This window comes from Salinicoccus jeotgali (genome assembly GCF_039538805.1).
GTDB classification, from domain to species: Bacteria; Bacillota; Bacilli; order Staphylococcales; family Salinicoccaceae; genus Salinicoccus; species Salinicoccus jeotgali.
The window spans coordinates 81,809-93,807 of sequence record NZ_BAABCK010000070.1 but is presented as its reverse complement, the minus strand read 5'-3'; the positions used below and the strand labels follow the sequence as shown (position 1 = coordinate 93,807).

Sequence of the window (11,999 nt, the reverse complement as noted above, 5' to 3'; positions counted from 1 at the left end):
ATTATGAAGCTGAACATACCGAAGAAATATATCCTGTTGTATACACTGATGTCAGCCATGGGCGTGGCGGCTTTCGTCTTGTTTGGACATAACCTTTCGCTAGTGCTTGAGGAAATTGTAATGGAAAAGGAAGCTCCAGCTGTTAAAGGGATGACGTTGGCCGGCCTTTTCTTCATCGTCTATGCATTGCTGTTGATGATCTATAGGGTGACCTCGGCTAAAATTGCAAATAGCCGTATAGAGGCATTGACCACCGAGTTGATTGAGAAGATCGGTGATGGCACCAAAAAGCAATCAGAAGCGATGCTCAATGCAGTGTTTGTCCATATGGAGAAATACCGCCCTTTCGAAAAGGTATTCATCCCTACTGTCATACAGACTGCTGTCAAACTGGCAGTAATTATCATTGCATCATTCTTCGTGCATAAAAATGCTGCTTTCATCATGTTATTCACAGCACCATTCGTACCATTGTATTACATCCTTGTAGGATTGCGTACGAAGGATGAATCGGAAGCTCAGGCCACGCAGTTCGACGAGCTTGGTACGCTTTTCCTCAACCTGATAAGGGGGAAGGATACGGTACGCTACACACAATCTCAACAAACGGTCATCGATAGGCTCAGATCATTTAATTCGGGCTATGTAAAAGAAACGATGAATATTTTAAAATATGCCTTCCAATCCACTTTAATGCTTGAGTTCATTACGATCCTCGGGATTGGACTCATTGCTCTTGAAGTTGGACTGCAGATCATAATTTTTGATGGCATTACATTCTATGCAGCATTTTTCACGTTGCTGCTGGCACCCGAGTTCTATAATGCATTAAAAGTACTCGGCATCGAATTTCATAATGGCAAGCTTGCCCAAGGGCATTTGGAGCGCATCGAAGTGTTGATCGATCAGGGAGAACCAACCGAAGAGTACCGCATTTTCAATGCTCAGACGAGTGCAGTGACACTCGAGGGTGTTTCAATGGGCCATGGGGAGCTATCGCTTCTGGAAAATGTGAATCTATCCTTGCCGAAAACAGGGCTCACTGCCATAACAGGTCCTTCCGGCATCGGTAAAAGTACATTCATGCGTATGTTGCTTGGACTCCACCGCCCTGCTGAAGGCGCTTTATACCTTCATACGGATGATATCGGATATATATCCGATGAAGTCTATTTCTCGGATACGTCCATCTATGACTATGTTTCTGATGGACGTTACAGCGAAGAAGACGTCATCAGTATATTGGAGCGCCTTGACTTGATGGGGAGCTTGAACAATCTGGAGCAGGGCATCCATACTGAAATCGTAAACCACAACATCCCCCTCTCAGGCGGGGAAGTGGTGCGGCTCAAGATGGCGCGTGCACTGATAAGAAAACCTGAAATCATCATTATGGATGAACCTACTGAGTTTCTCGATGCAACGACGGAAGAGATGGTTCTCTCATACTTGGATGAAATCAAGCATGAGAGTGCCATCATAGCGGTGGTCCACCGTAGAAAACTGCTCAGCATTGCTGATGCACACTACACGTTCGCTGACCGTAACATTGTAAGGGGAGGGGCTTTGTAATGGAATATTTGAAGAGTGAAAGGAAAAACATCTTCTACAGCATCCTTCTCGGCCTTGCAGGTGGTCTGGTGGGGGTCTCCCTGTTCGGACTCAGTGGCTACATGATCAGTCTTAGTTTCTTCGACCCGCCATTTTTCATAATCGTCCTCATCATTGCAGTAATCAAGTTTTTCGGGATGATGAAAGGCGCCTTCAAATATATCGAGCGTCTACTCTCGCATGATGCGACATTCAGGCTCATCGGGCGTCTTAGGTTGAATTACTTCAAAACCGCCATACAAAATCATGCGGATACGCATAGCGTTAAATTCATACAGCGGCTGAACCAGTATTTTGAAGAGGTCGAAAATTATTATATCCGCATTGTCTATCCGTATATCGTAGCGTTGCTGTTATCAATGCTCCTGATTCTTCTATCCATCTATTTCGGGGCAGTATTTGTAATAATGTCGACAGTTGTGGCACTGGTGCTTCTTTATGCCATACCGAAAATGTTTGAAAAGCGGGTGACGAATGATCTGCGTGCCAGGAATGGTGTTGAAGACGCGCTCTATGGTCGTCTCTATCATTATATCCACGACTTTACCGACTTGTTTGTGACAGGGAGGACGCAAGATAAGAAAAAAGAGATTTCCCAGGAAATCTCTAGGGTGAGAGCAACAGAAGATAAGGTTGCCTTCTCGGACGCTGCAATGCAGTTCATCGCCCAACTGCTTCAGGTTGCAGCACTCCTGTTCATCATATTCTGGCTGTATGAAGATATGCCACTCCTTGTACCTATGATCATGTTACTGGTACTCAGCTATTTCGATCTTGTCATGCCGGTCATGCAACCTGCAAGCCGGTACAGATCAGTCAAGGAAGCGGTAGGGGTACTCAACGCTGAGACATCACCACAACCGACAATAACGAACGATGTCTCCCTCGACCAAATAGATGTGACGCTGCTTGATTATCGTTATGCCACTGCCTCAGTCGATGTCCTAAAAGGGATTACGGCGAACTTCAGGCGTGGTGAAAAGCACGCAATCATCGGCAGTAGTGGGTCCGGTAAGACAACCTTACTTGAACGCATCATTGAAGGTGGATCTTCAATCCGTCTAAGTCATGGCCCTGAGGAAGTCAGTCAGGAGGCGTTACTTCAAAATGCCTCCATCATGCCCCAACATCTCGACTTCTACAATGCGTCAGTCATTGACAATATTACTCTTTTCGGTCATCTGAAAAAGACTAGAGCAGAAGTTATCCAAGACCTCGAAATGATGGAAATGTCATATTACACACCAGAAGAGATCATCGAATTCACCGGCCGGCTATCAGGAGGGGAACAAAAGCGTCTGCACTTCATAAGAATGTTGGCCGAAGATAAATCATGGTGGATTATGGATGAACCGACAGCACGGTTAGATGACAGGCTCAAACAAAAACTGTGGGATCAAATATTGGCACAGCCAACAGTAATTGTAAGTACACATGACTTAAGTCGCCTTGAGGAATTTGACTATATTCATTATATGGAGCAGGGCAGTATAATAGAATCAGGCAGCTATTCGGACCTGATGGCTGAAAAAGGTCATGTTTATCAAGCTGTTCAGCGCTTCAATGATTATTTATAGTAATAAAATTATATGCATGATAGAATTATGGGAGTTATTTCATAGAGAAAGTGGGAAAATGACGATGAAGAAAACAGCAATCGTGACGGATTCGTCCTCAGGTGTAGAAAAAGATTATGCAGAAGAACATGATGTCTTCGTATTGCCGATGTCTGTCATCATCGACGGAGTCGCCTACAGGGACGGCGTTGATGCAACAACTGAAGAGATTTACGATATGCTGAAGCAGAGTGGGGAAGGTGCTAAAACTTCACAGCCGACAATCGGTGAGTTCATGGAGATCTATGAGAAAATAGAAGCGGATGACTCATTTGATTCGGTCATCGCAATCCATGCATCCAGTGAACTTACGGGTACCTACCAAAGTTCGCTGAGTGCTTCTGAAAACATCGACAAGCCTCTTCATGTCATCGACTCCCGTATTGGAAGCTATCCTATGAAGCAGATGGTGGAACATGCTGTCGAATCGAAGGAATCTGACAAAGGAATTGAAGAGGTGGTAAAGGAAATTCAAAGCATGACCGACCGTGCTCAATTATACTTGCTGCCTAAAAGTTTCAACCAAATGAGGAAGAGTGGCAGAGTATCAGCATCACAATCGATGCTCGCTTCTGTATTGAATATCCATTTGAAGCTTGAATTCGATGATGGAAAAGTAGTTATTGGAGAAAAGCTCCGCACAAAAAAGAAAATCATCAATAATGTTATGGAAAAATTGGAAGAATACGTCAGAGAGAAATCGGTAAGTACAATTGCCATTGTATATGCAGGTGGCATCGACTTGACCGAAGAATGGAGAAAACGGCTGGAAACACGTCTGCCGGATGTCAAGCTGGTTATAGAACCACTCGTCACTGTGGCAGGTGTTCACACCGGTCATGGCACCATCGGATTCGGCTTTACCAAGGGAAGATGAATAAGTCGGAACAAACAAAAAATGCAGTCCGGAATCATTTCCGGGCTGCATTTTTTTCAGCAAGTCTTACATTGACGTGCTGTATATATTCAAGAAAGAGGGACTCCTCTTCGGTTGTCAGGTTGATTACGTCATCAAAAGCTTCAAAAGCTTCTTCCAACTGTTTTCCCATTTTTCTGCCATGCTCTGTGGGTTCTAGAATTACAAGGCGCTGATCAGTGGGATTTCTAAAGCGATGTACAAGTCCAAGCCGTTCCATCCGCTTTATCAGAGGAGAAATGGTTCCAGTGTCGAGCCGCAATGTTTCAGCCAACATTTTGATGTTGACTTGTTCCTTATCCAATAAAATATTCAAAACCAAAAATTGTGGATAAGTAATCTCCATTTCTGTCAGTACGGATTTATTGTAGAAGCGGCTAATCTGGTGGTGCAGACTATATACATTAAAGCAGAGGCGCTTATCCAAAGAGGGTTTAGTCATTAAAGACAACCTCCATTCTGTTTATCATGTGTCCCTTCAGTTATTATACAAGCAATTATATGCGAATTCAATATAAATATTATGGGTGCTTGTACCTTAATCAAGGGGAGAGAATGAAGTTCGGTAGCAATCATAAAATAATGTATGGTAAAATAACCATAATTATAACTTTTGGGAGGTGACTGCAATTGGGAAGACGAATCTGAACAGTAATATGTCCATTGAAAAGCCGGCCCCATGCAGAAACATAGTTTCAAAAAGCATACCGCGCAGAATTGCAGTCACATATTACCGGAGGTGAATCCCTTTTAAAAAAGGGAACTAATTGGATATAACCACATTATGGAACTTGATTTTTTTTATAATACTTATATTGCTCACAATGTTTTTTGTGGGCTCTGAATTTGCACTTGTCAAAGCTCGGATGTCGCGTATTGAACAACTGGCTGAGGAGGGTGATAAAAAAGCACAGCGTGTGCGCAGGATGACAGGCAAACTTGATTATTACCTGTCCGCGTGTCAATTGGGTATTACTGTCACTGCACTTGCCCTTGGGTGGATTGGTGAATCGACTTTTGCTGTTGTGTTGGCACCCCTTTTCGAAATGCTGGGGATACCCAGTCAATTGACGACGCCATTGGTCATTGGTATGGCCTTTGTAATAGTCACATTCCTGAACATCGTCATAGGACAACTTGCGCCTAAGACGATTGCAATCCAGTATGCTGAAAAGTTGGCGCTTACCCTTTCCGGCCCCCTTTCTTTTTTTGGTACCATCATGAAACCATTCATCTGGCTGATGAACGGTGCTGCCAGATTCCTTGTCAGGATCTTTGGCCTTAAAGATGTGCCGGTTGAGCAGGCTCACTCAGAAGATGAACTGAAGATTATAATGACGCAGAGTTATCAGAGTGGAGAAATAAACCAGACTGAACTCGCCTATATGCAAAATATATTTTCATTTGATGAGAGGTTGGCGAAAGACATCATGGTGCCAAGGACTCAGATGATCACAATGGCAGACCCTGTGAATATAGATGACGTCATTGCGACAATCAAGGAGCACAACTTCACGCGTTACCCCATCACGGAAGAAAGCGGAGATAAAGATCAGATTATCGGCTTCATAAATGTCAGGGAATTTTTAACGAACCATGTTTCCGATGAAGAAGTGACCCCGGCAGATCATATACATGAAATCCCGATGATTACAGAGGTATCACGCATCAGCGATGCACTGGTTAGAATGCAGCGCGAGCGTGTACACATCGCGTTAATCATCGATGAATACGGTGGCACAGCCGGGATGATTACAATGGAAGACATCCTTGAAGAGATAGTCGGGGAAATCCGCGATGAGTTTGATGAGGACGAACAGCCTGATATTGTGAAGGTTGAGGAAAACATCTATCATATCACCGGTCGTGTATTGATTGATGATTTGGAAGAACAATTCGATCTGAACTTCAATGATAGTGATGATATTGATACCATAGGTGGTTGGCTGCAGAGCATCAATACCGACCTCGAGATTGACGATACGATAGATACAGCTGATGATAGATGGATTGTCCTTGATATGGATAACCATCTGATTAAAAAAGTGGCGCTCCTGAAAGATCACAATCGTACCGTTGAAGACGAGGAAGAAGCATAATAGAACAGCGTCCCCCGTATACGGGGGACGCTGTTCTATTTAACGACATTCGCGTCGAGATATCTATAGATATTATATTCAACAGGAGACTCCATTATCATATGCATGGTCACGACTGGTTTGCCGGATGCTCCAGGCATCACAGTTTCCTTTAGAGTATGATAATCAATCCGACTTTTCCCAAGATAATAGAAGGCAGTGCCTTCATCATCGTCTTTTTTGACGAATATATGAATCGGCATCCCGTTTTGGTGGCCATCAAGTATGGATTTGATTTCTTTGGAAGCTAATGTCCTGTTGCTCCTTGTGAACCATTTGAGCGTATGACGGTCGAGAAATTCATCGTCGTAATTAATGGTGTCTTCCACCGCCTCATTTTTATGATAGGTGATGAATACCGGACATGTCCCATGTTTTTGTTTATAGCCGTACATTGTAGAAGCTTCATCTTTTTGCCAATTCAGCATACGGCAGACGTCTTTTCTGGAATACTTCTGGTTAAGGGTCAATGGTCGAGATTGATCATACTGATTGCTATTCAATAAGGAAAGTTCCATGATTTGTCTGTAATGCTTCATGAAGAGCTTTGAATGGAGAGCAGACTCGAATAATTCCGAAGGATATATATAGCCGCTATCCAGATGGATGAGGGGATAACCATATTTCAAAATATCCTGTTGCCTGAAAAAGTCGAGTGTAAACACCCTTATGACAGAATCCATGACTGCATCAGACATGTAATATCCTTGTTTGTGCATCTCCATCTGAAATTCATTCTTATCTACAGGACCAGACATGAGGGCTTTTAGAAGGTGCATTTCGACGATGCGTTTTCCACCGGCCAGTTCTTCCGAAAGGAAAGTCAGCATCTTATCCATCGGGCCCTCCAGAGTGCTGTCATCTTCTTTGATCTTCTGTAGGAATTCCGGATAATGCCTGTATTTATTGAGGATGATCATTGGATCGATTACATCCTTATCATAGTAGAAGTCCACTAATGTAGGTTTCCTTCCGATTTTATTCTTAAGGTATATATACATCTCCTTCAAGTGCCTCAAGTTGTCCAAGGAAGACGCATTAATGGCTTGATAGATTTTCTCTTTTGCGACGGATTCGAAATTGATGGTCGAAACTCCTTGAAGGGGTGTACGGTCAATCAGTGAACGTCTCAAATTGTCCTTATTATAGGAGTTATCTCCTGTTAGGGCAATCGGGATCAGATAATTGTTTCTATAGTTGCCGATGAAGTCTATAACGGTAAGATATTCTTTATCATCATGTTTCCTGAGTCCTCTCCCGAGTTGTTGGATGAAGATGATGCTTGATTGTGTCCGTCTCAGCATGACGACTTGATTGACCGAAGGGATGTCGATTCCTTCATTGAATATATCCACTGTAACGATGTAATCGAGGTGACCATTCTCAAGATTCCTGGCAGCTTCCCTCCGTTTGTCCTGTGCATCAGCTCCAGTCAACGCAATCGTACGATAACCGAGCAAATTGAGTGCGTAGCTAACCTCCTGCGCTTCTTTTTTATTGGAAACGAACATCAGCCCACAAAGCGTTTCGCCCGAATATCCATAGTATTGGATCTTCTCATGGAGATGTCTGATCCGCTCAATGTTGGTGAGGTCCGACAACGCGCTTGTATCATCGATCTTTAGACCTTCGGTCTCGTAATCAGTCACCCCGAAATAATGGAAGGGTGCGAGTATTTCCTCCTCTAGTGCATTTTGGAGTCGTATTTCATAAGCGATGTTGTAGTCGAATAGACCAAAGATCTCATTATCATCTGTCCTCTCAGGAGTTGCTGTCATGCCAAGCAGGAAAGAAGGTTTAAAGTGATTGATGATCCTCCTGTATGTACGCGCGCTTGAACGATGTGCTTCATCTACTATTATATAGTCGAACTCCGTTGGATTGAATTGACCCAGAGTATCTTCATTCGACATGGTCTGGACTGTTGCAAACAGATATTTGCTGTGGGTTGATTTTTGATTACCACTGAATACGCCGAATGAGGAAGGCGAGTCTTCCAAGAGAGTCATGAAATCCTGTCTGGCTTTTTCAAGAATCTGCTCACGGTGGGCCAAGAAAAGCATACGTTTTGGTCGGAATTGCTTTACATCAAAGGCAGATAGATACGTCTTTCCGGTCCCTGTAGCGGATACCACAAGTCCTTTGTCATTGCCTTCGGACCTAAGTTGTTTGAGGGAATGCAGTGCTTCCTGCTGCATGAAATTCGGCACTATTCCTTCGGCCCCTGACGTCCTGTATTGATATTTGGAACGGTCCTCGATAATTTCGAGTATTTTCTGTTTGTCTGTTTGTTCTTTATGGATGCGCTCATATTCCATGATCCAAGTGGCATCAACAGGAGTTGCTTCATTCCATAAGTCATCGAATTGATCCCTGAAATGGTTTAGGACTGCCCCATTATCAAGACTTGTCAATTTGAGATTGTATTCATAATTCTTTTTAAGTGCAGAATCGGTCAAATTTGAACTCCCTATGAAGAGGGAGGAATAGGCTACATTGCTGAAGACATATCCTTTTGCGTGAAATCCCTGTTTATCAGCTATTCTGACATCTATGTTTGGGATATTGAGCAGTGCTTTGAAAACTTTCGGTTTATTGAAATTCAAATAGGTAGAGGTGATGATTTTTCCTCTTACATTCCTTTTCGCGAGCTCGTGCAACGTTGTTTTTAATGTAGCAAGTCCGCCTTCAGTGATGAAAGCGACAGAAATGAAGAATGCATCACACCCTTCCATCTCATCGAGTATGGAAGACAGGACATTTTCTTCTTTTGAATTGATGATCATCTGTGGAGGATGATGGGCGACCTTTTCTGCATCTTGATCGATAAATCCTCGTTCATAGGCGTTCAATAGATTCATTTCATTCAGTTCCATGGACATCCACCTCTTTCATTCCATTATATTGAAAGGGTCAACGGATTCCAAGATCGACTGCTAAATTGATAAAATCACCGTCAGTATATGATAAGATGGTTTTAAATGAAGGTGGTGGTCCTATGGGTATATTAGAATTTATAGTAGCGACATTACCCGTTGTCTTAGTGTTTTCGATTCCACTTTATGCGATCAACGTCGGTCACAGACAGAAAAAAGAGAAAATGGAAATAAGGAAACTGCAGGAGGAGAAGGAAGTGGAGCGTTTGAAACAAGAGAATTTCCTTCTTGAAAACAAACAGATGCAGATGGAGCTTGACCGTATAAAAGAGGAACGGGAACAGAAGCAGCTAGTGGAATCGAAAGAGTCAAGATGGCTGATTGAAGATGAGGAAAAAGATCCCCTGTAACGGCCGTTACAGGGGATCTTCCATAAGTGTTACTATGCTTTATTGCCTCCGAGTGCTTTCATGATGAATGAGACAATCAAAATCAGGATGATTGCGCCAATCAGTCCACCAAGAATGCTGACGCCACCCAATTGTGGGCCGAAACTTAGCCCGAGCGCATTTGCAATCGAAGCACCGACAAGACCTGCGATGATGTTGCCGATGATGCCGAATGGTACATCTTTACCTAATATAAGACCAGCGAGCCAACCGATGATGCCACCGACAATTAATGTAATAATCCAACCCATGGATATTTCCTCCTTATAATGCTTAATTTTAGTTTATTAGATTAAATAATGCATCGTTCTAGTTAGAATATACCCCGGGTTGGCGAGACCAAACATTAATCTGCAGCCATCCTGTCTTTTTTCCTGTAGTGCCTCATAATGAACAGGAAAAGTATCAATGACAATGTGACACTGAATGCACTGGTGAAATAGATGGTGCTGTAGCCGAACGCTTCAGCGATGAATCCATAACTGATTGCCCCAAGCCCGACCCCCATATCAAAGGCTGAAAAGAAGGTCGCATTGGCCATGCCACGCCGATTGTTGTCGGCACGGTTAACGGCCCACGCCTGTAGGGCAGGCTGCACACAGCCGAACCCGAAGCCGTATAATGCTGCAGCAATGAACAGATAATACGGATTGGCCATAATGCCAAGGAGTATCATGGCAGCAATGATTGCGAGTGAACCTGGTACGAACACGATGGTAATTCCTTTTTTGTCATACAATTTCCCGGCGACTATGCGGGATAGCATAAGAAAGGCTGCATAAATGACAAAATAGAACTGGATGAATGTAGGATCGAAGCCCCGCTCATAAGTGTAGACGGGGAGGAATGCAGCAATACCACCAAATGTTACAGTTATGAAGAATAGGAGCGAAGCTGCGGGCAATGCCTGGCGTTCGACAATATCGAACCGTGGCACATAGGTGCTCTTTTCCTTTATGGAAGTGTCGGGAGCTTCTGGTTTCTGATAGCGGATATTTGTTGCAAGGATAAGCGCAGTAAGTCCGAGAACCCCACATATTGAAAAGAGCAGAGTGAATGATATCTGGTCGACGAGAAAGAGTCCGAGAGCCGGCCCGAAAGCGAGTGCGATGTTACCACTGAGACCGTAGTAACCGAGGCCTTCCCCCCGTCTTTTCTTAGGCACAAGGTCTGTGGCGATGGTGCCGGCTGACGTGCTTGACAGTCCCCAACCTACACCTTGCATGATGCGGACTGCGAGCAACAGCGCGATAGTAAAACTTGCGGCCAGTGAAAACATTGAGAGGACAAATAGCAGTAGTCCTGTCAGAAAGACCGGGGCGCGGCCCTTCGTATCAAGCATTTTGCCTGCGCTCGGACGGATGAGCAAAGCAGAAAATGTGAATATGCCGACAACAAGGCCGACCCATCTATCGCTTGCGCCAATCTCCTTGACGAAAAGCGGCAATGTTGGCAGGGTCATCTGGAAGGCAGTGAAGATGAAGAAATTTACGATGACGATAAGTACAAAATCTCTGGTCCATATTTTATTTTTATCATGTGCCATAAAATTACAACCTTCTCGCTTTTAGATTTGTGAAGTCCATATTACTTCGTATTTCGAAAGGAATACTATTATATATTCTACAACACATGACACTTTTTTTCAGCTTAGAGGGGACCATCTTTGGATTTCTGCAAGAAAAGATAGTGTGTTAAAATAGTGTAAAATAAATGCAAAGGAATTTACTCCCGATGAAACTGCTGATGATTGATAACTACGATTCGTTTACATACAATATAATCCACTATTTGGAAAAGGTGAGGCAGGATATCGAAGTTATAACCATCACACCAGATATGCTGGAATCCATCGATATGGAAGACATGGCCGGCATAATCATCTCTCCCGGCCCCTCCCACCCGGCGGCCCGTCCCGAGGTTATTGATTTCGTCAGACGGTATTGAGACACTCTGCCCATTCTCAGCGTATGCCTTGGGCATCAGATGCTTTGGCATATGTGCGGCGGCAGTGTGGCGCATGGGTCGCGCCCGATCCATGGCCATACATTTGAAATTTCCCACGATGGCGGGCCTCTCTTTAAAGGATTGCCTGAACGTTTTTCTGTAACACGCTACCATTCGCTGATATGCCTAGGGGAAGTGCCAGAAGAGCTCATGGTCTCGGTGTGGACCGATGAAGGCGACATCATGGCGATCAGGCACAAGAGTTTGCCGATCTATGGGGTGCAGTACCATCCGGAATCAATACTTTCAGAATGGGGTCTTGAGCAGTTCAGGCTTTTCATCGAAGAAATGGAGAAAGGTGAAGAAAATGCAAGTCCATATAAAATTTAAAAGGAATACGGGTAGTCGGCAATACGGGTAGTCGGCCGCTTTATTTTGCCCATCCA

9 protein-coding genes and 1 pseudogene are annotated in these 11,999 nt (G+C 43.9%); 6 read left to right on the top strand and 4 right to left on the bottom strand.

Translation table 11 applies throughout. The features are described from left to right. Positions 1 to 3 precede the first annotated feature (3 nt). The 3 genes from ABD734_RS11860 to ABD734_RS11850 all read left to right on the top strand — a co-directional run bounded on the left by ABD734_RS11860 (position 4) and on the right by ABD734_RS11850 (position 4,104). Positions 4 to 1,572, top strand: coding sequence for an ATP-binding cassette domain-containing protein (locus tag ABD734_RS11860; protein ID WP_344704592.1), 1,569 nt, complete (start codon positions 4 to 6; stop codon positions 1,570 to 1,572). Continuing rightward, the gene (locus tag ABD734_RS11855; RefSeq protein WP_344704590.1) at positions 1,572 to 3,188 is read left to right on the top strand and encodes an ATP-binding cassette domain-containing protein; all 1,617 of its coding nucleotides are present in this window, start codon (positions 1,572 to 1,574) and stop codon (positions 3,186 to 3,188) included. Before ABD734_RS11860 ends, ABD734_RS11855 begins: the two co-directional genes overlap by 1 nt. A 64-nt stretch (positions 3,189 to 3,252) precedes the next feature. Next, a complete protein-coding gene (locus tag ABD734_RS11850; RefSeq protein ID WP_344704588.1) occupies positions 3,253 to 4,104 on the top strand; it encodes a DegV family protein in 852 nt (283 codons plus the stop codon). 34 nt (positions 4,105 to 4,138) lie between these two features. On the opposite strand, the gene ABD734_RS11845 is transcribed toward ABD734_RS11850, so the two are convergent. Further along, positions 4,139 to 4,585 (bottom strand): MarR family winged helix-turn-helix transcriptional regulator, encoded by a 447-nt coding sequence (locus ABD734_RS11845; protein ID WP_344704586.1) that lies wholly within the window; start codon positions 4,583 to 4,585, stop codon positions 4,139 to 4,141. A 325-nt stretch (positions 4,586 to 4,910) separates the two neighbouring features. On the opposite strand from ABD734_RS11845, the gene ABD734_RS11840 reads away from it, so the two are divergent. Next, positions 4,911 to 6,242, top strand: coding sequence for a hemolysin family protein (locus ABD734_RS11840; RefSeq protein ID WP_344704582.1), 1,332 nt, complete (start codon positions 4,911 to 4,913; stop codon positions 6,240 to 6,242). Between the two features lie 35 nt (positions 6,243 to 6,277). Here the strand turns inward: ABD734_RS11840 and ABD734_RS11835 are convergent, their stop codons facing one another. Further along, positions 6,278 to 9,157, bottom strand: coding sequence for a DEAD/DEAH box helicase (locus tag ABD734_RS11835; protein WP_344704580.1), 2,880 nt, complete (start codon positions 9,155 to 9,157; stop codon positions 6,278 to 6,280). Positions 9,158 to 9,279: 122 nt separating this feature from the next. Between ABD734_RS11835 and ABD734_RS11830 the strand changes: the two genes are divergently transcribed. Further along, positions 9,280 to 9,567, top strand: a complete 288-nt coding sequence (locus ABD734_RS11830; RefSeq protein WP_344704578.1) for a hypothetical protein — start codon at positions 9,280 to 9,282, stop codon at positions 9,565 to 9,567. A 32-nt stretch (positions 9,568 to 9,599) separates the two neighbouring features. Here the strand turns inward: ABD734_RS11830 and ABD734_RS11825 are convergent, their stop codons facing one another. Both ABD734_RS11825 and ABD734_RS11820 read right to left on the bottom strand, forming a co-directional pair. Then, entirely contained in the window at positions 9,600 to 9,857 is a 258-nt protein-coding gene (locus ABD734_RS11825; protein WP_344704576.1) for a GlsB/YeaQ/YmgE family stress response membrane protein, read from the bottom strand. A gap of 95 nt (positions 9,858 to 9,952) precedes the next feature. Further along, a complete protein-coding gene (locus tag ABD734_RS11820; protein ID WP_344704574.1) occupies positions 9,953 to 11,152 on the bottom strand; it encodes an MFS transporter in 1,200 nt (399 codons plus the stop codon). 167 nt (positions 11,153 to 11,319) lie between these two features. Between ABD734_RS11820 and ABD734_RS11815 the strand changes: the two are divergent. Further along, positions 11,320 to 11,943: pseudogene (locus ABD734_RS11815) on the top strand (anthranilate synthase component II). Positions 11,944 to 11,999: the final 56 nt, after the last annotated feature.

Bases quoted from the DNA above. Each gene is read 5' to 3' on its own strand.
- ABD734_RS11860 (WP_344704592.1), top strand. From the start codon at position 4: ATGAAGCTGAACATACCGAAGAAATATATCCTGTTGTATACACTGATG.
- ABD734_RS11855 (WP_344704590.1), top strand. From the start codon at position 1,572: ATGGAATATTTGAAGAGTGAAAGGAAAAACATCTTCTACAGCATCCTT.
- ABD734_RS11850 (WP_344704588.1), top strand. From the start codon at position 3,253: ATGAAGAAAACAGCAATCGTGACGGATTCGTCCTCAGGTGTAGAAAAA.
- ABD734_RS11845 (WP_344704586.1), bottom strand. From the start codon at position 4,585: ATGACTAAACCCTCTTTGGATAAGCGCCTCTGCTTTAATGTATATAGT.
- ABD734_RS11835 (WP_344704580.1), bottom strand. From the start codon at position 9,157: ATGGAACTGAATGAAATGAATCTATTGAACGCCTATGAACGAGGATTT.
- ABD734_RS11830 (WP_344704578.1), top strand. From the start codon at position 9,280: ATGGGTATATTAGAATTTATAGTAGCGACATTACCCGTTGTCTTAGTG.
- ABD734_RS11825 (WP_344704576.1), bottom strand. From the start codon at position 9,857: ATGGGTTGGATTATTACATTAATTGTCGGTGGCATCATCGGTTGGCTC.
- ABD734_RS11820 (WP_344704574.1), bottom strand. From the start codon at position 11,152: ATGGCACATGATAAAAATAAAATATGGACCAGAGATTTTGTACTTATC.